Annotated in this window: 17 protein-coding genes; 8 read left to right on the top strand and 9 right to left on the bottom strand. The window is 66.4% G+C overall.

Annotation, left to right across the window (positions count from 1 at the left end; translation table 11 throughout):
* Positions 1-82: 82 nt before the first annotated feature.
* The 3 genes from acnB to CEY08_RS15905 form a co-directional block, all read right to left on the bottom strand.
* Complete coding sequence (gene acnB / locus CEY08_RS15915) at positions 83-2,674, bottom strand: bifunctional aconitate hydratase 2/2-methylisocitrate dehydratase (RefSeq protein WP_076814624.1); 2,592 nt, start codon at positions 2,672-2,674, stop codon at positions 83-85.
* Between the two features lie 139 nt (positions 2,675-2,813).
* Positions 2,814-3,710 carry an FxLYD domain-containing protein gene (locus CEY08_RS15910; protein WP_076814621.1) on the bottom strand — a complete coding sequence of 299 codons (897 nt, stop codon included), beginning with the start codon at positions 3,708-3,710 and terminating at the stop codon, positions 2,814-2,816.
* The gene (locus CEY08_RS15905; protein ID WP_063959760.1) at positions 3,700-4,581 is read right to left on the bottom strand and encodes an FxLYD domain-containing protein; all 882 of its coding nucleotides are present in this window, start codon (positions 4,579-4,581) and stop codon (positions 3,700-3,702) included. Before CEY08_RS15905 ends, CEY08_RS15910 begins: the two co-directional genes overlap by 11 nt.
* A 287-nt stretch (positions 4,582-4,868) precedes the next feature.
* Here CEY08_RS15905 and CEY08_RS15900 point away from each other — a divergent pair, with 287 nt between their 5' ends.
* A complete protein-coding gene (locus CEY08_RS15900; protein ID WP_063641177.1) occupies positions 4,869-5,633 on the top strand; it encodes a TSUP family transporter in 765 nt (254 codons plus the stop codon).
* Positions 5,634-5,663: 30 nt separating this feature from the next.
* Here CEY08_RS15900 and CEY08_RS15895 read toward each other — a convergent pair whose 3' ends face one another.
* From CEY08_RS15895 to CEY08_RS15875, 5 genes are all read right to left on the bottom strand, one after another.
* Positions 5,664-6,104, bottom strand: a complete 441-nt coding sequence (locus tag CEY08_RS15895; protein WP_076814619.1) for a CBS domain-containing protein — start codon at positions 6,102-6,104, stop codon at positions 5,664-5,666.
* Between the two features lie 81 nt (positions 6,105-6,185).
* Positions 6,186-7,091 carry a LysR family transcriptional regulator gene (locus CEY08_RS15890; RefSeq protein ID WP_042794387.1) on the bottom strand — a complete coding sequence of 302 codons (906 nt, stop codon included), beginning with the start codon at positions 7,089-7,091 and terminating at the stop codon, positions 6,186-6,188.
* Between the two features lie 78 nt (positions 7,092-7,169).
* Complete coding sequence (locus CEY08_RS15885; protein ID WP_088607727.1) at positions 7,170-8,381, bottom strand: CaiB/BaiF CoA transferase family protein; 1,212 nt, start codon at positions 8,379-8,381, stop codon at positions 7,170-7,172.
* Positions 8,378-9,382 (bottom strand): acyl-CoA dehydrogenase family protein, encoded by a 1,005-nt coding sequence (locus tag CEY08_RS15880; RefSeq protein ID WP_063959758.1) that lies wholly within the window; start codon positions 9,380-9,382, stop codon positions 8,378-8,380. The genes CEY08_RS15885 and CEY08_RS15880 overlap by 4 nt, the downstream gene beginning before the upstream one ends.
* A gap of 11 nt (positions 9,383-9,393) precedes the next feature.
* The gene (locus tag CEY08_RS15875; protein ID WP_076814617.1) at positions 9,394-10,542 is read right to left on the bottom strand and encodes an acyl-CoA dehydrogenase family protein; all 1,149 of its coding nucleotides are present in this window, start codon (positions 10,540-10,542) and stop codon (positions 9,394-9,396) included.
* A 251-nt stretch (positions 10,543-10,793) separates the two neighbouring features.
* On the opposite strand from CEY08_RS15875, the gene CEY08_RS15870 reads away from it, so the two are divergent.
* Genes CEY08_RS15870 through bktB form a run of 3 tightly spaced genes read left to right on the top strand, consistent with a single transcriptional unit; the run spans position 10,794 to position 13,818 of the window.
* Positions 10,794-11,762 (top strand): Bug family tripartite tricarboxylate transporter substrate binding protein, encoded by a 969-nt coding sequence (locus tag CEY08_RS15870; RefSeq protein ID WP_088607726.1) that lies wholly within the window; start codon positions 10,794-10,796, stop codon positions 11,760-11,762.
* 33 nt (positions 11,763-11,795) lie between these two features.
* The gene (locus CEY08_RS15865; RefSeq protein WP_076814616.1) at positions 11,796-12,593 is read left to right on the top strand and encodes a crotonase/enoyl-CoA hydratase family protein; all 798 of its coding nucleotides are present in this window, start codon (positions 11,796-11,798) and stop codon (positions 12,591-12,593) included.
* Between the two features lie 43 nt (positions 12,594-12,636).
* Positions 12,637-13,818 carry a beta-ketothiolase BktB gene (gene bktB / locus CEY08_RS15860; protein ID WP_042794385.1) on the top strand — a complete coding sequence of 394 codons (1,182 nt, stop codon included), beginning with the start codon at positions 12,637-12,639 and terminating at the stop codon, positions 13,816-13,818.
* A gap of 131 nt (positions 13,819-13,949) precedes the next feature.
* On the opposite strand, the gene CEY08_RS15855 is transcribed toward bktB, so the two are convergent.
* Positions 13,950-14,720 (bottom strand): IclR family transcriptional regulator, encoded by a 771-nt coding sequence (locus tag CEY08_RS15855; RefSeq protein WP_063959755.1) that lies wholly within the window; start codon positions 14,718-14,720, stop codon positions 13,950-13,952.
* A gap of 112 nt (positions 14,721-14,832) precedes the next feature.
* On the opposite strand from CEY08_RS15855, the gene CEY08_RS15850 reads away from it, so the two are divergent.
* From CEY08_RS15850 to CEY08_RS15835, 4 genes are read left to right on the top strand one after another with little or no spacing between them, the layout of a single operon-like run.
* Complete coding sequence (locus tag CEY08_RS15850; protein ID WP_232033823.1) at positions 14,833-15,684, top strand: enoyl-CoA hydratase; 852 nt, start codon at positions 14,833-14,835, stop codon at positions 15,682-15,684.
* Positions 15,681-17,765 (top strand): acetate--CoA ligase family protein, encoded by a 2,085-nt coding sequence (locus CEY08_RS15845; RefSeq protein ID WP_063641184.1) that lies wholly within the window; start codon positions 15,681-15,683, stop codon positions 17,763-17,765. Before CEY08_RS15850 ends, CEY08_RS15845 begins: the two co-directional genes overlap by 4 nt.
* A gap of 38 nt (positions 17,766-17,803) precedes the next feature.
* Complete coding sequence (locus CEY08_RS15840; RefSeq protein WP_042794383.1) at positions 17,804-18,772, top strand: Bug family tripartite tricarboxylate transporter substrate binding protein; 969 nt, start codon at positions 17,804-17,806, stop codon at positions 18,770-18,772.
* A 4-nt stretch (positions 18,773-18,776) separates the two neighbouring features.
* A complete protein-coding gene (locus CEY08_RS15835) occupies positions 18,777-19,964 on the top strand; it encodes an acyl-CoA dehydrogenase family protein (RefSeq protein ID WP_076814614.1) in 1,188 nt (395 codons plus the stop codon).
* Positions 19,965-19,966 lie beyond the last annotated feature (2 nt).

Below are 19,966 nucleotides of genomic sequence, written 5' to 3'. Positions count from 1 at the left end.
TTTACGGCATGAAAGAAAAACGGCCCCGGATCGCTCCGGGGCCGTCTCGCGGGCTATGCAGCGTAGCTGCGTTGCCTGATGCTTAGACTTCGATGACGTCGGCCACGTCCTTGTAGTCCGCGATCTTGTCGAAGTTCAGGTACTGGTAGATCTGGTCGCCGCTCTTGTTGATGACGCCCATGTCGGCCATGTACTCGTCCTTGGTCGGGATGCGACCCAGCTTCGAGCAGATGGCGGCCAGTTCGGCCGAACCCAGGTAAACGTTGGTGTTCTTGCCCAGGCGGTTCGGGAAGTTGCGGGTGCTGGTCGACATGACGGTCGCGCCTTCGCGCACTTGTGCCTGGTTGCCCATGCACAGCGAGCAGCCCGGCATTTCCGTGCGGGCGCCGGCGGTGCCGAACACGCCGTAGTGGCCTTCCTCGGTCAATTGCGTGGCGTCCATCTTGGTCGGCGGAGCGACCCACAGCTTGACCGGGATGTCGCGCTTGCCTTCCAGCAGCTTGGAAGCCGCGCGGAAGTGGCCGATGTTGGTCATGCAGCTGCCGATGAACACTTCATCGATCTTGGCGCCAGCGACTTCGGAGAGCGTCTTCACGTCGTCCGGGTCGTTCGGGCAGGCGACGATGGGCTCGTGCACGTCGGCCAGATCGATCTCGATCACGGCGGCGTACTCGGCGTCGGCATCCGGCTCCAGCAGCTTGGGATCGGCCAGCCAGGCTTCCATGGCCTTGATGCGGCGGCCCAGCGTGCGCTCGTCTTCGTAGCCGTTGGCGATCATCCACTTCAGCATCACGATGTTGCTGTTGATGTATTCGATGATCGGTTCCTTGTTCAGGCGCACCGAGCAGCCGGCGGCCGAACGTTCGGCGGAAGCGTCCGACAGTTCAAAGGCTTGTTCGACCTTCAGGTCCGGCAGGCCTTCGATTTCCAGGATGCGGCCGGAGAAGATGTTCTTCTTGCCTTGCTTGGCAACCGTCAGCAGGCCTTGCTTGATGGCGTACAGCGGGATCGCGTTGACCAGATCGCGCAGGGTCACGCCGGGTTGCAGCTTGCCCTTGAAGCGGACCAACACCGATTCCGGCATATCCAGCGGCATCACGCCGGTGGCGGCGGCAAAGGCGACCAGGCCGGAGCCGGCCGGGAACGAGATGCCGATGGGGAAGCGGGTGTGCGAGTCGCCGCCGGTGCCGACGGTGTCGGGCAGCAGCATGCGGTTCAGCCACGAGTGGATCACGCCGTCGCCCGGGCGCAGCGAAACGCCGCCGCGGGTGCTGATGAATTCCGGCAGGGTGTGGTGCGTCTTGACGTCCACGGGCTTGGGGTAGGCGGCGGTGTGGCAGAACGACTGCATCACCAGGTCAGCCGAGAAGCCCAGGCAGGCCAGGTCCTTCAGCTCGTCGCGGGTCATGGGGCCAGTGGTGTCCTGGCTGCCGACCGAGGTCATCTTCGGTTCGCAGTAGGTGCCCGGACGGATGCCCTTGCCTTCGGGCAGGCCGCAGGCGCGGCCGACCATCTTCTGGGCCAGCGTGTAACCCTTGCCGGTATCGGCCGGATCCTTGGGCAGGCGGAACAGCGTCGAAGGCGCCAGGCCCAGGGCTTCGCGTGCCTTGGCGGTCAGGCCGCGGCCGATGATCAGCGGAATGCGGCCGCCGGCGCGCACTTCGTCGAACAGGACGTCGGACTTGACTTCGAATTCAGCGATGACTTCGCCGTTCTTGATCGCCTTGCCTTCGTACGGACGCAATTCGACCACGTCGCCCATTTCCATCTTGGAAACGTCGAGTTCGATCGGCAGGGCGCCGGCGTCTTCCATGGTGTTGTAGAAGATCGGGGCAATCTTGTTGCCCAGGCACACGCCGCCGAATCGCTTGTTCGGCACGAACGGGATGTCTTCGCCGGTGAACCACAGCACCGAGTTGGTGGCGGACTTGCGCGACGAACCCGTGCCGACCACGTCACCCACGTAGGCGACCAGGTGGCCTTTTTCCTTCAGGGATTCGATGAACTTGACCGGACCGCGCTTGCCGTCTTCTTCCGGTTGGAACGCGGCGCCGTCGCGCTTGTTCTTCAGCATCGCCAGGGCGTGCATCGGGATGTCGGGACGGGTGGTGGCGTCGGGAGCCGGCGACAGGTCGTCGGTGTTGGTTTCGCCGGGGACCTTGAAGACCGTGATGGTCAGGCTTTGCGGCAGTTCCGGACGGCTGGTGAACCATTCGGCGTCGGCCCAGCTCTGCATCACGGACTTGGCGTTGGCGTTGCCGCGGTCGGCCTTTTCCTTCACGTCATGGAAGGCGTCGAACATCAACAGGGTTTTCTTCAGCGCATCGGCGGCGATGGTGCCGATTTCAGCGTCGTCCAGCAGGTCGACCAGCGGGCCAATGTTGTAGCCGCCCAGCATCGTGCCGAGCAGTTCAGTCGCCTTGGCGCGGCTGATCAGCGCACAAGCTTCCTTGTCCAGCGCCACGGCGGCCAGGTAGGACGCCTTGACTTTGGCGGCGTCGTCCACGCCAGCCGGCACGCGGTGGGTCAGCAGCTCGACCAGGTTCTGCTCTTCGCCTGCGGGCGGGTTCTTGAGCAGTTCAATCAGTTCAGCGGTTTGTTTGGCCGTAAGGGGCAGCGGGGGGATCCCCAGAGCCGCGCGTTCGGCAACGTGTTGGCGGTAATTATCCAGCATGTGAGGCCTGCTCAAAGTCGGGTTGGAAGAAGGGTTGTTGGCCGAATTGTAGAGGGAACAGGGGGACGCAAGCAAATGTCTTATATCTTATATAAGACTTGATGCCATAGCTGTTGCTTAAGGGCGACGGCGGGACCGCCTAGCGTGGTCCCGCGTCGTATACCACGCCCACCCGGGCGAAATTGCCGCCATGTTGCTTGACGTTCACCTGGAACGGCGCGCTTTCCTCCGGCTTGAGCTTGGGCAGCCGCAGCTCCTGGAAGGTCGCGCCGGTGAGCTTGTCCTGGGCGTCATACAGGCTGATCCACACCTTGACGTTTTCGACCTCGGACTGGCTGTCGTTGCGTACGCGCCCATGCACGGTCACATACTTGTAGCGGTAGCGGTAGGTGAAGTTCAGGGTGCCGGTGCCGACCTGGGCTTCCGTGTTCTCGACCGTGACCGCCAGCTTGGGGCGCGGGCCGGGCAGGGCGGAGCGCTTGGCCGGCAGCCAGTCGGTCTTGACCTCGGTGTAACGGTCCACCCGGCCGGTCAGCTCCACCGGCACCCGTTCGCCGGGGTACAGGCGCGCGGGCAGGCTCCAGGTCTGGCGCAGATCCAGCCGGCGGGATCCGTCGAAGACGGAAATATCCGCCTTTGGCGACAAGGCGATGTACTGGTCGCTGGTATTGACCAGTTCCGCGTACATGACCGGACGTTCGATTTCGTCGAGCAGCCGGCGCGGGGCGGACAGCGCGAGCTTGCCGGGGTCGAACAGGGCGAAGGCGGGATCCAGCAGTTCCTCGGTGGTCAGGCGCACGTGGTCGATGACCCGCAGTTCGGCCGGGTCGACCCGCACGATGCGGCTGGGAGGCAGCTCTTCCTTGGGGGCGGCCTGCGCCGGCGCCTGAGGCGCGGGGGCCGCCGAACGCGCGCTCCACGGCAGGACGTTGGTGTACTTCCATAGGGCCAAGCCGCCAGCAGCGAGAATGAGCAGCGCCAGTCCGGCCGCAGCCGGGCGGGACAAGGGCTTGGAATCGGAGCGGCTAGTTTTCACTTTGCACCATGTAATCGTAGGACGCGACTCGGCCTTCGGCCAGCATTTCGCAGCGCACGTCGAAGGAGGTCAGCGCGTTCGGCGCCAGCGGGCTGGCGGCGCCATAGCCGTTGCCGATGCCGATCAGCTTGCCGTCCTCGCCGTACAACATCACCGTGACCTGGCTGCTGTTGGCCGCGTTGGCGCCGTTGTTCTTCAAGAGGCCGACCAGCCGGTAGGCGCCGTCGTTGCGCACCAATTGCACCTTGCTGGCCGCCACGTCGTTGTTCTTGCCCCGCGCCAGCGTCGGTTGGGAGACCTGCAGCGTATAGCGGCTGTAGGCCTGGCTCGGCGTGGAGATCGTAATGGGGGTGTATTCGCCCGGCTGGAGCGAGCGAGCCGGCGCCGATCCGGAATTGGACGGCAAGGAGAGTTCGCCCTGGAAGAACGAAGCCGTCACGCGCGGCACGTCGATTTTCTTGCCGGTCTCGTTGCGCATGATCATGACCAGCTGCGTGCGGTCGCGCACGCGGATCTCCTGGATGTCCGTCAGCTTCACCAGCGAGGCATCGATGGGAGGGGGAGCCGGCGGTAGCCGGGTGGCGGCGGGTTTGGATCCCAGCAGGGAGGCGACCAGCGGGATTGCTATCACGGCTGCCACGGCCAGTGCGACCGCCGCGATGGCGCGCGGTCCGAGCTGCGGGGCGGGCGCCGGCTGCTGCATTCCCCGAAGGATCTTCTCCAGCCGCTGGGCGACGTTGTCTTCGACCAGCGTGACTGCGTGGCAATGACTGCAGCGGTATTCGTTGGTGTCCAGTTTGGTGAATTGAGCGCTGCCGCAGGTGGAGCAGGTCAGCGTCACCGTGTTGATCGTGGTCTGTTTGGGCGTCATTCTCGCGGCTGCGCGCCGGATCCTGGCGGCGCGCGGAAGGCCGCGGCGGGAGCAAGGCGCAAGGGATTTACAGGGCGGCAAGGATAGCGGGGCGCGGGCGCCGGCATGGTGCATGAGCGCATCTATTTGTGACGAAATGTGTGACGGGGCGTCGCGATGCTATGATCGCCGGCGAAAAAACCGATCCATAAGCAGATCCCGTACGCTGTTCCCGTCGATCCGCTCCCGCGCCGCGCAACGCGGCGCCCAGGGCAGAGCCGAGGCAGGTCAGGCTCTTTCCCTTTAGCATGAGCATTTCCCAATATTTGCTGTTTCTCGCTTGCGTGGCGCTGGCTACCTATGCGCAGACCATGACGGGCTTCGCCTTCGGGCTGGTGCTGCTGGGCTTGTCGGGCGTGTTCCAGCTGGCGTCGGTTTCCGAGGTTGCCAATGTGGTCAGCGTGCTGTCGCTGGTGAACGCGGCCGTGACATTGGCCCGGGCCAAGCCGCAGGTGAACTGGTCCCTGATGCGGCCCGCCATGGCCAGCAGCCTGGTCGGGGTCGGCGCGGGCGTTGCTGCACTGGCCTGGATCAGCGGATCCATGAGTGTGCTGTTGCAGCTGCTGCTCGGTTGCACCATCCTGGGCTGCGCAGTCCTGCTGGTGGCGCGCGCGCAACCGTTGGCGCGCGTGTCTTCGCGCGGTTCCTTCGTGTTTTTCGGAGCGGTGTCGGGCGTGTTGGGCGGACTGTTCTCCAGCGCCGGGCCGCCCATGGTCTATCACCTGTACCGCCAGCCCCTGCCGCTGGCCGCCATTCGCAACAGCCTGTTGATCCTGTTCTCGCTCAATGCGGTCGTGCGCCTGGCGCTGGTGACGGGGCAGGGGGCCTTCATGGCCTCGTCGTTCTGGTTGAGCCTGCTGGCGCTGCCGGTCGTGATCGGCGTCACCTGGGTGGCGCGCCGCTACAGCACTGCCGGCTCAATGAAGACGGTCAAGCGCATGGTGTTCGTGCTGCTGCTGGCCGCCGGCCTCGGTTTGATCGTGCCGGCATTCAAGGTGCTCGCGGGCTCCTAGCCGCGAGCCTTCCGTGCAGAGGATGCGGCGTCAGCCGCGTTCGCCGGTGATGTAGCGCTCGAGTTCGTGGATGATGAACTTCTGTTCGCTCATGACGTCCTTGACCAGGTCGCCGATGGAAAGCAGGCCGATCAGCTTGCCGTCCTCGATGACAGGCAGATGACGGAAGTGGCGTTCCGTCATCATTGCCATACAGTGTTCGCGGGTGTCCGAGCGGCCGACGTAATAGACGGAGTCGGTCATGATGTCGCGGACCTTCGTCGTGCGCGAAGAGCGGTCCTGCAGGACGATCTTACGGGCGTAGTCGCGCTCGGTCAGCATGCCCAGCACTTCGTCGCCTTGCACCACCACCACGGCGCCTATGCTGCGTTCCGCCATGATCCTGACGGCTTCGAATACCGACGCGTCAGGTGAAACCGTCACGACGGATTGATTGGCTTTTTCCCTGAGAATCTCAGCAACTGTCTTCACGATGCGCTCCCGTATCGCTGGTGAGGATAAAACCCATGCACCATCCTAAGCCTGGCGGCCGTGTTGCCGCAAGCGCCGCGCTTATTTCGCGCCCTTGTCCCGGAAGGCCTGGCTGGCCATTTCGCGCAGGTTGCGCGTGGCGCTGCGCTCAGTCGCGGGATTCCAGGCCAGCGAAATGCCGATCGATGCATCGGCGGGAAAATCGGTCAATGTCTTGTAGACGACGCTGGTGCCGGGATGGCGCCGGCCGCCAGCCGGCACCAGGGCCACGCCCAAGCCGCTTTCGACCAGGCTGAGGAGCGTCTGCACCTGCACTGCTTCCTGCGTGATGCGCGGCGTGAAGCCGCGAAGCTGGCAGGCATTGATGGCGGCCATGCGCAAGCCGGCGGCCTCGGTGGCGGTATACATGATGAAGGCTTCATCCGCCAGGTCCGCCAGGCGGATGCGGCCGCGTCGCGCCAGCGGATGCGACTTGGGCACCGCCAGCGCGAAGTTCTCGGTCGTCAAGGGCGCCAGGCGCACGTTCGATCCCATCGCCACCGGCACGCGGACGATCCCGACTTCCAGCGTGTCTTCTTCGAGCTCCTGCATGATGCGTATGGACGTGGCTTCGCGCAGCACCACGGTGACGCCGGGATAGCGTTGCCGGAATGCCGGCAGGATGCGCGGCAGCACGCCGTGCGTGGCGGAGCCCACGAAGCCGATGCGCACGGTGCCGCCTTCGCCCGCAGCGCCCGCCCGCGCCGCCTGCCGGAACTGCTCGGCGTGGAACAGGGCGCGGCGCGCTTCGTCCAGCGCCGCCAGGCCCGCCTCCGTGAGCTTGACGCCCTGGCGGCCGCGCTGGAAGAGCGGCACGCCCACCATCTCTTCGAGCTTGCGTATCGAGACCGACAGGGGCGGCTGCGACATATGCAGCTTCTCTGCCGCGCGATGGAAATTCAGCGTCTCGGCCAGGACCAGGAACTGCTGAAGATGACGGAAATCCATGAGTGCGCTCCGGATGGCGGTTGGCATGGATGATATGGCTTCCGTATCGATTTCGGCATTGGTGCTATCCCTTCGCTATCAGGCAATGGCGCCCTGGCTGCGCAATGCCGCGCGCGCTTCTTCGTCCAGCGCGAGGGCGCGGGCCAGCACGGCATCCGTGTGTTCTCCCAAGCGCGGGGGGGCAGCGGGTTCGCGTGGCGGCGTGCCGCGCAGGTGCAGGGGCGAGCGCAGCAGGCGCACCGTGCCGTGTTTTGCGTCGGGCGTGTCGGCGATCATCCCGCGCGCCGCGAGCTCCGGCGCGTCCAGTGCCTGGTCCACGCTGCGCACCGCGCCGGCCGGGATGCCGGCGGCGCGCACGCGCGCAAGCCAGTGCGCCGTGTCTTCGGCGGCAAAAAGGGATTCGAGCTGCGGGATGAGGGTAGCGCGGTTCAGCACGCGCGCCCGGCTGGTGGCGTAATCGGGATGCGTGCTCCATTCCGGGCGGTTCAGCAAGGCGCACAGCCGGGAGAACTGCGCATCGTTGCCCACCGCCAACGCGAAGGAGCCGTCGCGCGTTGCGAAGATCTGGTAGGGAACTACCGTGGGATGAGCGTTGCCCAGGCGTTGGGGCTTGTGCCCGGCGGCCAGGTAGCCCGCGCCCACGTTGGCCAGCACGCTGATTGCGCCGTCCAGCAGCGCCAGGTCGATATGTTGCCCGCGGCCGCTGCGCGCGCGGGCCAGCAACGCGGCAAGAATCGCCTGCACGCCATTCATGCCGGTGATCAGGTCCGTAATGGCCACGCCCAGTTTCATCGGCGCGCCGTCGGACTCGCCGGTAATGGACATCAAGCCGCTTTCCGCCTGGATCACGAAGTCGTAGCCCGGTTCGGCTGCGCGTGGGCCGCTGCGTCCATAACCCGTGATGGAGCAATAGATCAGGCCGGGATTGATCGCCGCGAGATCCTCGTAGCCCAGGCCAAAGGCTTCCAGGGCGCCCAACCGGTAATTTTCGACCAGCACATCGGCCTGCCGCGCCAGGTCGCGCACGATGCGTTGACCCTCGGGATGCTTGAGGTTGATGGCGACCGACTCCTTGCTGCGGTTGGCGCAAAGGAAATAGGTGGATTCGCCGTCGATATCGGGTGGAGACCAGCTGCGGGTGTCATCGCCTTGGCCTGGGGCTTCGATCTTCCAGACCTCGGCGCCCAGGTCGGCCAGCGTCTGCGTGCACCAGGGGCCGGCCAGCACGCGGCTGAGATCGAGCACGCGGATGCCGGCCAGCGGGAGATCGTCGCGCGGGTTCGCGTTCATGCGGATTCCTTGTCGCAAAGGGCCACGCGCAGGTACGTCAACGCGTCGCTGCCGTGGGCGAGGGCAGCGGCGCCTATGCGCTCGTGCCAATACGATTCCGAGCCGCCGGCCAGCCGCCATTCCCGCAACCGGCGTGTGTAGAGCTGCAAATCGCATTCCTCCGTGACGCCGATGGCGCCATGCACGGCGTGCGCGATGTCGGCAACTTGCGGCACTGCCTGGCTGGCGCGGGCCTTGCCTAGCGCCGCCAGCAAAGGGCCGGGCAGCGCGTCGCTACCCTGGAACGCCAGCTGCGCCGCCATGCGCGCGGCGCAGGCCTGTTCGGCCATCACGCTGATCTGCTGCTGCACCGCCTGGAATCGGCCGATGGGCTTGCCGAACTGCGAACGCTGATTGGCGTAGTCCAGCGTCATGGCAAGCACGCGTTCCATGGCGCCGGCAATGAGGCCCGCGTAGGCGGCGGCCGCCAGCGGGGCCAACGACGGGCCGTGCTCGATGCGTTCAGCGTCGGACAATGCCCAGGATGCTTCGGCCGCGAGGCTGCCGTGCACGCCGCTGGGCCGGATGCACGCGGCTCGCGTGGGCAGCAGCCATGCCTGGCCGCCGGCCTCGGCCAGCACGTGATCCGCGGTACGGATCCAAGGCAGGTTCAGGCCGCCGATGCGCGCGCCCTGGATGGCCAGGCCATGGGCGGCGATGGCGATGGATCCCGCCGTCTGCGGCCGTCGCGCGAGGCAAAGCCAGGCGCGCGCCAGCATGGTGTCGGCGATGGGGTAGGGGCAGGCGTGGCGGCCAGCCGCCAGTACGACGGGTAGCGCTTCGGGCAGGCTCAGGCCGGCCCCGCCGTGCTCGGCCGGCACCAGCGCATCGCCAAAGCCAGCCTCTTCGCAGGCTTGCCAGGCTTCGACGGGCGCGTGCCCTTGTTCCGCGAGGCGGATCAGGTCGGGGGTGCAGGTCTGCGCGTAGAGGCGTTCGGCGGCGTCGCCAAGCAGGTTGTCCATGTCTGTCGTCCTTATCGCAAGCCAAGGCCGCGGGCGATGATCCCGCGCAGGATCTCGCGGGTGCCTCCGCGCAGGGAAAATGTGGGTGCGACCTGTTCCAGGTATGCCAACGTGCGCAACAGGGGCAGCGGGGCCGGCTGGTCCGGCCTGCGCCCCAGCGCGTCGCCGATCAAGCGCGGTATGGCCTGCTCGAGTTCGGTGCCCAGGTCCTTCACGAGGGCGGCCTCGGTCGCGGGGCTGCGGCCGGCGGCCAGCTTGCCCGCGACCGACAGGGACATGGCGCGTAATACCGCCATCTGTGTAAGCAGGCTCCCCAGCGTTTCGCGGTTGCTGGCGTTGTCGTCCAGCCCTCGGCAATGTGCCAGCCAGCATTCCAGGAGAGCCATGCTGGAGTACAGGCGTTCCGGCCCGCTGCGCTCGAACGCCAGTTCGGCATTGACCTGTGCCCAGCCGGCGCCTTCCTCGCCGATCAGCGCATCCTCGGCCAGCTCCACGTTGTCGAAGAACACCTCGGAGAAATGCGCGTCGCCCGCCAGGTCTTCGATGGGGCGCACCGTGACGCCGGGCAGCGACAGGTCGATGATGAGCTGCGAGAGCCCTTGGTGCCGGTCCTGCGCGCTGCCGGAAGTGCGGACCAGCGCGATCATGTAATGCGAGCGATGCGCGTTGGTTGTCCAGATCTTGCTGCCATTCACGAGCCAGCCGCTGGCGCTGCGTTGCGCACGCGTCCGGATGCTGGCCAGGTCCGATCCCGACCCGGGTTCGCTCATGCCGATGCAGAAAAAAGCCTGCGCGCGGCAGATGCGCGGCAGGTAGCAAGCCTGCTGCGCGGGAGTGCCGTACTTCAGGATCAGCGGCGCGCTTTGCCTGTCGGCGATCCAGTGCGCGGAAACAGGAGCGCCCGCGCCCAGCAATTCTTCCGACAAGACGAAACGCGCGAAGTGGCCGCGCGCCGAGCCGCCATGTTCGCGCGGCAGGGTCAGCCCCAGCCAGCCGCGTTCGGCCAGTTGGCGGCTGAAGCCTGCGTCAAAGCCCATCCACGAGCGGGCTCGCTCGTCGGGTTCCAGACCGTCCAGAGTCTCTGCCAGGAAGCTGCGGACCTCGACGCGCAAGGCTTCGTCTTCTGGCGGGATGGCGGTAAGTTCCAGCGTATCGATCATGAGGCGCTCCGGTGCGGATGCGGCGCCATGCGCAGGCGCCGAAGCTCACTATCCCGGACCACCCTGAAAGCCGTCCAATATTATTTTTTTGATTTTTGATACGGTTTCTGTATCGAATGGCAGGGCCGCGTCGATACCCTCCGGGTATCAAAACCTCAAAAATTAATATTAGACGCCACCAGCCCGCATGCCTACGCTGCCTGTAGCGCCGAACCTGACCCGACCGGCGACGACAACAACAGGAGACAGACATGAACAAGCTGATGCGCATGTTGGCACTGGCCTGCGCCGCCTGGCTGGCGCTACCCGCGGGCGCCGCCCGGGCAGCCTACCCCGACAAGCCTATCCGGCTGATCGTATCGTTCCCGCCTGGTAGCGGCACCGACAGCAATGCGCGGTACGTAGCCAAAAAAATGGAGGAGCGGCTGGGCGTGGCGGTGACCGTGGAGAACCGGCCGGGCGGCAACAGCTTCATCGCCGCGCAAGCCGTGGCCGCTGCGGATCCCGATGGCTACACGCTGCTGCTGGCCAGCAATTCACCGGTGGCGACCAACGCCGCCATGTTCAAGCATCTGCCCTACGACCCGGTCAAGGACTTCGCGCCCGTGGCGCGCCTGGGCTATGGCGCCATGGCGCTGGCGGTGAAGGCCGACGCCCCATACAAGACCGTCGCGGACCTGGTGAACGCGGCGCGCCAGCGTCCGGGTGAATTGAACTTCGGCAGCGGCAGCGCTTCCTACCAGATCGCCACCGAATTGTTCTTGTCCATGGGCGGCATCAAGGCCAACCATGTGCCTTACCGGGGCGCGGCTCCCGCGCTGACCGATCTGGCCGGAGGACAGGTCGACTTCGTGTTCGCGGACTACGGGGCCGTGATTCCCTTCGTGCAAAGCGGCCGCATGCGCCTGCTGGCGGTCACCGGCGATACGCGCTTGAAGAGCGCGCCCGATACGCCGACACTGCAGGAGTCCGGCTTTCCCGGCTACTACATGGTGAATTGGACGGCGGCGTTTGCCCCCGCGCGCACGCCTGCGGCCATCATCGATACGCTGTCCGATACGCTGGTGTCCATCTATCGCACGCCGGATGCCGCCGAGTTCCTGGCGCGTACCAATTGGGAAGTGTTCCCGGTGGGGCCGAAGGAGCTGGGCGCCTTCCAACGTGAAGAAATCCGCAAGTGGGACGAGGCGGCCCAGCGCGCCGGCATCCCGAAGCAATAGCACGGTCGTCCATCAGAAAAAGGAGAGGGATCCATGACGGATCTGGTGCAATACCAACAGAACGCAGACGGGGTGGTCATCCTGACCTTGAATGACCCGAAAACCCGTAACGCCCTGACCGGCAGCACGATGGTCGACGAGCTGCTGTCCGCGTTCGCCCGCATCGAGCGCGATCCGGACGCGCGGGTGCTGGTGATCACGGCGGCCGGGCCGGTGTTTTCCTCGGGCGGCAACGTAAACGACATGCAGCGGCAGATCGGTCCCGAGGTCGGCAGCGCCGCGCTGCGCCAGGAGTACCGCCACGGTATCCAGCGCCTGCCCCTGGCCCTGCACGCGCTGGAGGTCCCGACCATCGCGGCGGTCAACGGCCCCGCGATTGGCGCGGGCTGCGACCTGGCCTGCATGTGCGACGTGCGCATCGCCGCGGAGGAAGCCACTTTCGCCGAGAGCTTCGTCAAGCTGGGCATCGTGCCCGGCGACGGCGGCGCCTGGTTTCTGCCGCGATTGATAGGCATGGCGCGCGCGGCCGAAATGTCCTTCACGGGCGATGCGATCGACGCCCGCACGGCGGCGGAATGGGGCCTGGTATCGCGGGTGGTGCCGGCGGCCGAGCTGCTGCCGACGGCGCAGGCGCTGGCGGCCCGCATGGCGAAGAACTCGCCCGACGCGGTGCGCCTGACCAAGCGCCTCTTGCGCGAGAGCCAGCACCTGCGGCTGGACTCGCTGCTGGAGCTGTCGGCGGCCTACCAGGCGCTTGCGCACAAGACGCCGGCGCACGCCCGGGCGGTGGAGGATTTCGTTGCGCGCCGCGCGGCGCGCAAGCCCGGATGATGGGGCGGCGGTATGATGGAAAGCATTACAAGGAGGAAACACCATGAATGAAGTCATCGTCGCTTCTGCCGTCCGCACCGCCATCGGCGATTTCGGGGGCGCGCTGAAAGACGTGCCGCCGTGCGACCTGGGCGCTACCGTCATCAAGGCCGCACTGGAGCGCGCAGCCGTCAAGGGCGATGAGGTCGGCCACGTCGCCGTGGGCCACGTCATCAATACCGAACCCCGCGACATGTACCTGTCGCGCGTGGCCGCCATGAATGCCGGCATCGCCAAGGAAACGCCCGCTTTCAACGTCAACCGTCTTTGCGGTTCCGGCCTGCAGGCCATCGTTTCGGCCGCGCAGACCATCATGCTGGGCGATGCTGAAATCGCGGTCGGCGCGGGCGCCGAAAGCATGAGCCGCGCGCCGTACATTGCACCGGCTCAACGCTGGGGCGCGCGCATGGGCGACAGCGTCATGCTGGACATGATGACCGGCGCCTTGTCGGATCCGTTCGGCCGCATGCACATGGGTGTTACCGCGGAGAACGTGGCGGCCAAGTTCGGTATCAGCCGCCAGGATCAGGACGCCGTGGCGGCGGAATCGCATCGCCGCGCCGCAGCCGCCATCGACGCGGGCTACTTCCGCGATCAGATCGTGCCGGTGGTCCTGAAGTCGCGCAAGGGTGAAGTGGTGTTCGACACCGATGAGCACGTGCGCCGCGACGTCACCGCCGATAGCCTGGCCGGTTTGAAGCCGGTGTTCCAGAAAGAGAACGGCACCGTCACGGCGGGCAACGCGTCGGGCCTGAACGATGGCGCCGGCGCCGTGGTGCTGATGAACGCCTCGGTGGCGGCCAAGCGCGGCGTCAAGCCGCTGGCGCGGCTGGTGGCATATGCCCATGCTGGCGTGGATCCGCAGATCATGGGTATCGGCCCCGTGCCGGCCACCCAGGCCGCGCTCAAGCGCGCCGGGCTGACGGTCGACCAGCTGGACGTCATCGAAGCCAACGAAGCGTTCGCGGCGCAGGCTTGCGCGGTGTCGCGTGAACTGAAGCTGGATCCGGCCAAGGTGAACCCCAACGGCAGCGGCATCGGCCTGGGCCACCCCATCGGCGCCACCGGCGCAATCATCACGGTCAAGGCGCTACACGAACTGCAGCGCGTCGGCGGACGCTATGCGCTGGTGACCATGTGCATCGGCGGCGGCCAGGGCATCGCCGCGATCTTCGAGCGCATCTGAAGCCTTGGGCGCCCCGCCGCAGGACCGCACCAAGGCGGGGCAGCCCCCTCGGGGGGCAGCAAGCAAGCGCAGCTTGCGCGGCGTGGGGGCCCGGCCCACCGCCGGACCGCTCCAAGGCGGGGCAGCCCCCATCATTTTCCCAGGTAGTCCCGCGCCCATGCCTCGCATTCGGCTCGCAACAGCGCGCCCATCTGCGCTCGCCGGGGCGCGTCCAGCCGGCTGCTGATCGCGCCGAAGCTGAACGCCACCCAGGTCAGTTCCGACACCCGGAACGCCGCGCCCACGCCCGAGACGCCGGGCGTGATGGTGTCCACGATTTCCGAATAACCCGCGGCGCGCGCTTGCCTGACTGATTTCATCAGCGCGGCGCTGGACGCGCCGATTTGCGCGTAGCTGGCGGAATGCCGCGCATAGAGCGCGGCGATTTCCTCGTCCGGCAGGGTGGCCATCAGCGCCAATCCGCCCGCGCCCACGCCCAGGAGCCTGCGTTCTCCCTGGTCGATGGTGAACACTTTGACAGGGAATGAGCCGGCCTCGCGCAGCAGGCACAAGGCGTAGTCGCCTTGGCGTATCACGAGGAATACGGTGTCGCCCGACAGGCGCGCAAGCTTCTGCGCGAACGGGCGCAGCGCATCCAGCAGCGGCGTGCGCCGCAGCGCCGCGAATCCCAATTGCATGGAATCCACGCCGAGGCGGTAGCGCCGGGTCTTGGCGTCGCGTTCGGCGAACTGTTCTTCCAGCAGGCAGCTGAGCAGCCGGTGTGCGGTTGAACGTTCCAGCCCGGCTTCGGCCATGACGCCTTGCAGGTCTATCCCTTCTTCCTGGTGCTGCGCCAGCACGCGTAACAGGCCTAGTGCGCGCCGCATGCTTTGGGTACCGCCGGTAGGACTGCTGTTGTTCATAATGTGGGAAATAGTCGTCGAATATTTTGTATTTTAGGATTATGGGTGCGTTAATTCAATCCAGTCGACCGTGCCGCTTTTCGCGGCGCGGCAGAACAAAGACGAGGAGACCATGGAATACGCCACCCTGGCCGTCGAGCGGCACGACTCGGTATGCCGCATCAGCCTGGCGCGTGAATCCGCGCGCAACGCCCAAAGCCAGCAGATGCTGGACGAACTGGACGACGCCCTGACGCGCGCCGAACAGGATGATTCAGTACGGGTCGTTGTGCTGGCGGGGCGCGGCGCGCACTTTTCCGCTGGCCACGATCTGAAGGAAGCGCAGGCCAAGCGCGCCGATTTCACCGTGGAGGAACGCTGGGAGTACGAGTCGCGTCGCTATTACGGCTACTGCCTGCGCATCTGGGACTTTTCCAAGCCGACGGTGGCCCAGGTGCAGGGCGCCTGCGTGGCAGGCGGATTCATGATTGCCAACATGTGCGATCTGGTGGTGTGCTCCGACACCGCGTACTTTTCCGATCCGGTGGGCCACACCCTGGCCGCGGCGGCCACCGAAGTGTTGATCCATCCCTGGGTCATGGGGCTGCGCAAGGCGAAGGAAATGCTCTACACCGGTGAAAAGGTGGACGCGCAGGAAGCGCTGCGCATCGGCATGGTGAACCGCGTGGTGCCCGAAGCCGAGCTGGACGCCGCCACCCTGGCGCTGGCGCAACGCATTGCGCAGGCGCCGCCTTTTGGCCTGCGTCTCATCAAGCGCTCGTTGAACCGCACGGCTGATGCGCAGGGTTTCCGCACCGCCTTGTCGGCGCATTTCGATACGCACCAGCTGTCGCATCTGAGCGAAGAGTTCCAGGCGGTGCGCGAACGCGGGCTGGCCCAGGCCATCCAGCGCAACAAGCAACTGCCTGAGGGCGCGTCGTCCGCGCCAGGGCAGGCCGGTGGCAAGAGGGGCGACGCGGCATGACTGCATTTCTGGACCCCTTGCTCAACCCGCGTTCCATCGCGATGATCGGCGCCAGCGCCAATGCTGGTCGCATCGGCGGCATGCCGCTGGACTTGCTGACGCGCTACGGCTACCCGGGCGGCATCTATCCGGTGAATCCGAAATACCAGGAAGTGTTCGGCCGCCGTTGCTGGCCTGACATCGAATCGGTGCCCGAGCCGGTGGACCTGGCAGTGCTCGCCATCGCTGCCGCGGACGTCACGCCCATGCTGCGCCGCTGCCATGCGCGCGGTGTGCGGGCCGCCATCGTCTATGCCGCAGGTTTTGCCGAAGCGGGAGGCGAGGGCGCTCGCCTGCAGCAAGAGCTGGAGGCATTTGCCGCCGAAAGCGGCATGGCCGTGGCCGGCCCCAACTGCATGGGGTTCGCCAACCTGAACACGCAGGCCTACACGGCGTTTGCCTCGGTCTTCAAGACCGCGCCGGCGCAGACGGGGCCGGGCAAGGTCAGCCTGCTGACACAAAGCGGCAATGTCTGCGCGGCGGTGTATGCGATTGCGCGCCGGCTGGACCTGCCGTTCTCGCATTTCATCAATACGGGCAACGAAGCCTGCCTGGACTTCTCCCAGTACCTGGAATACCTGGCGGCCGATCCACAGACCGAAATCGTGCTGGGCTACATCGAGCAGCTGCGCGATGGCGAACGCTTCAAGCGGGCCTGCCGCGAACTGGAACGCCAGGGCAAGCTGCTGATCGCGCTGAAAGCCGGTACCACCGACAAGGGGGCGCAGGCGGTGCAATCGCACACCTCGGCGCTGGCCGGAGACCGGCGCGTATACGGCGCGGCCTTTCGCCAATTGAACGTGATCGAGGCTACCGATTTCGCGCAGATGGCGCACCTGGCCAGCCTGGCGACGCTGCGTCATCGCACGGCGGGCAAGCGCGTCGCCGTGCTGACCATGTCTGGCGCGCTGGGCGCGATCCTCGCTGACAAGTTCATCGGCGCGGGCTTGGATCTGCCCGATCTGCCGCCCGATCTGCAGGCGGTGTTGCGCGGCGGCATCCCCGACTACGGCATGGTCGGCAACCCGGTGGACGTGACCGGCAATGTGGTGAACGATCCGGCTTTTGTGCACACAGTGCTCGAAGCGCTGGCAACGACCGATGCGATCGACGCAGTGGTTGTCTATGCGCCGGGGTACATGCTGGACCGCATGGCCGACGCGCTGACGGACGTGTCGCGCCGACACCGGCGGCTATTCATCGCCATCGATACCGGCCTGGCGCAGAGCCGCGCTGCCCTGCGCGAAGCCGAGGTCGCCGTGTTCGAAGACCTGGGCCTCGCGGTGGCGGCATTGGCGCCTTATCTCTTGTGGTGCGAGGCGCGTGGCGCCAAGCGTATTGCAGCGGCGCCTGAACTGGCCAAGGCCGTGGTACCGGCGTTGCCATGCAACGAGGCCGACGCCCGCGAGTATGTCGCTGCCTTTGGCTTGCCGCAGGCGCGGGTCAGCGCCGCAGCCAGCGCGGACGAGGCCGTGGCGCAGGCGCGGGCGGCCGGGTACCCGGTGGCCTTGAAAGTCCTGAGCGCGGACATTGCGCACAAGACCGAAGCGGGCGGGGTCGCGCTGAACCTGGCCGATGATGAGGCCGTGCGCCGCGCCAGCGGCGAAGTGGCTCGGGCTGCCGCCGCGGCGCAGCCGCAGGCGCGCATAGACGGCGTGATGGTGCAGAAGATGGAACGCGGCGTGGTCGAGATCATTGTCGGCGCCACGCGTGATCCGGTCTTCGGCCCCGTATTGACCGTGGGTCTGGGCGGCGTGCTGACCGAGCTGTATCAGGACACCAGCCACCGCCTGCTGCCGGTGGACGAGGACATTGCGCTGCAGATGCTGCGCGAACTGAAGGCGTTCGCGCTGCTGGACGGCTACCGCGGAAAACCGCGGGCCGACGTGGCCGCGGCATGCCGAAGCATCGTGGCCGTGGGCAATGCGCTGCTCGCCGCGCCCGCGCATGTGGCGGAAATCGAAGTCAATCCCTTGCTGATCAAAGAGGAAGGACAGGGCGTTGCGGTGTTGGACGCGCTGATCCTGCCCGCAACCCCGTAGCGCCAAAGCGCGCAATGCAATCCCAGGAGGAGACAAGCATGATGAAGAGACTATTGGCCGGCGTTGCGCTGGCTTGCATCGGCGTCACGGGCACGTCCATGGCCCAGGACAACTACCCGAGCCGCCCGATACGCATCGTGGTGCCGTTCTCGCCAGGCGGCGCGACCGACATCATGAGCCGCCTGCTGGCGGAAAAGCTGAGCGGCAAGCTGGGCCAGCCCGTGATCGTAGAGAACAAGCCGGGCGGGGGCACCATGATTGCGTCCGACTACGTGTCGCGCGCCGAGCCCGACGGCTATACCTTGCTGATGGCGGCCTCGTCGCTGGGCATCGCGCCCAGCATCTATGCCAAGGTGAACTACGACCCCATCAAGGACTTTGCTCCCATCAGCCAGGTGGCCTCGGTAGTGCATGTGCTGGAGGTGCATCCGTCGGTGCCAGCCAAGAACGTGGGCGAGCTGATCGCCTACCTGAAGGCCAATCCGGGCAAGGTCAGCTACGGCTCCGTTGGCACGGGCAGCTCGACCCACTTGGAGGCAGAACTCTTTAACAGCATGGCGGGCGTGCAGATGACGCACATCCCCTACAAGGGTAGCGCCCCGGCGCTCAACGACCTGGTAGCGGGCCGCCTGCAGGTCATGTTCGACGCCTGGGCGTCATCCGGTCCCTTCGTCAAGGACGGCAAGCTGCGCGTGCTGGCGGTGACCACCGCCCAGCCCTCGGCTTCGGTGCCGGACCTGCCGACCGTGGCGGCTTCGGGCCTGCCAGGCTATTCGGCCATGCCCTGGCTGGGCCTGGTGGCCCCGGCGCGCACGCCACAACCCGTGGTGGACAAGATCTACAGCAACCTGGCGCAGATCCTGCAGCAGCCCGACGTCAAGGCGCAGTTCACGGGCCTGGGACTGGACATCATCGGCAGCGATCCCAAGACTTTCGCCGCCTTCATCCGCCAGGACGTGAGCACCTGGGCCAAGGTCGCGCGCGATTCGAACATCCGCCTGGAGTAGCAGCATGACGCAGTTGGAAAGCGACGCGCGGGAAGACCAGGCATTCCGCCTGGACCTGCGCGGCTGGCTGGAATCGGCCTACGCCCGTTTCGCGCAGGACTGGCCGGGCGGGGCCGATCCGCGCAACCTGGATTTCCGCCGCGCATGGGAAGACACCCTGTGTGCCAATGGCTGGTCCGGGCTGGGCTGGCCCAAGGAACATGGTGGCCGCGCTTTGCCTCTGTCGCGGCAGGCGGTGTTTCACGAAGAGCACGCGCGCTGTGGCGCGCCACTGGGCGTGAACCTGATCGGCCATGGCATCCTGGCGCCGACCTTGCTGCATTTCGGCACCGAGGCGCAGAAGCGCCGCTTCCTGCCGGGCATCCTGTCCAACCGCGAGGTATGGTGCCAGGGCTATTCGGAGCCGGGCGCGGGCTCCGACCTGGCGTCAGTGCGCACGCGGGCACAGCCAGCGCCGGGCGGCTATCGCTTGCACGGCCACAAGATCTGGACCTCGTTCGCCGACCGCGCCCAGTGGTGCTTCGTGCTGGCGCGCACCGATGCGCAGGCGCCCAAACATAAGGGTCTGAGCTTTCTGCTGGTCGACATGCGCAGTCCCGGCGTGCGGGTCGAACCCATCCGGCAGATCACGGGAGAGGCCGAATTCTGCGAGGTGTTTTTCGAGGACGTCTTCGTGCCGCAGGACGGGTTGCTGGGCGAGCCGAACCAGGGATGGAAGATCGCCATGGCCGCGGCCAGCTTCGAGCGCGGCACCTATTTCATCCCGCGGCTGGTTCGGTTCGCGCAGGAACTGAATCAGGTGCGCGAGCTGGCGCTGCGCGCCGACGCCTACGGCCACGTGCCTGCGTCTTCGGCCACGGTACGCCATCAATGGGCGCGGCTGGCGGCCGATAGCCACGTACTGGCCCTGAAGTCCCAGCGCGCGCTGGCCGGCGCGATGCGCGGCGATCCGCCAGGGCCCGAGGGCTCGTCCACCAAGATCCATTGGAGCGAAGCGCATCAACGCCTGCTGGAGCTGTCGCTGCAACTGCTGGGCGAGGACGCCTGCCTGGCGGATGGGGCGCCCGACGCCCGAACCGCCGAGTTGACGCACGCCTATCTGTGGTCGCGAGCCGAAACCATCCTGGCCGGCACGTCGGAAATTCAGCGCAACATCATCGCCGAGCAAATGCTCGGCCTGCCCAAGGCTTGAAC

Origin of the sequence: Achromobacter insolitus (genome assembly GCF_002209555.1) — a bacterium.
GTDB classification, from domain to species: Bacteria; Pseudomonadota; Gammaproteobacteria; order Burkholderiales; family Burkholderiaceae_B; genus Achromobacter; species Achromobacter insolitus.
Note: the sequence above shows the minus strand (reverse complement) of the source record. Positions and strands in the feature narration are given on the sequence as shown.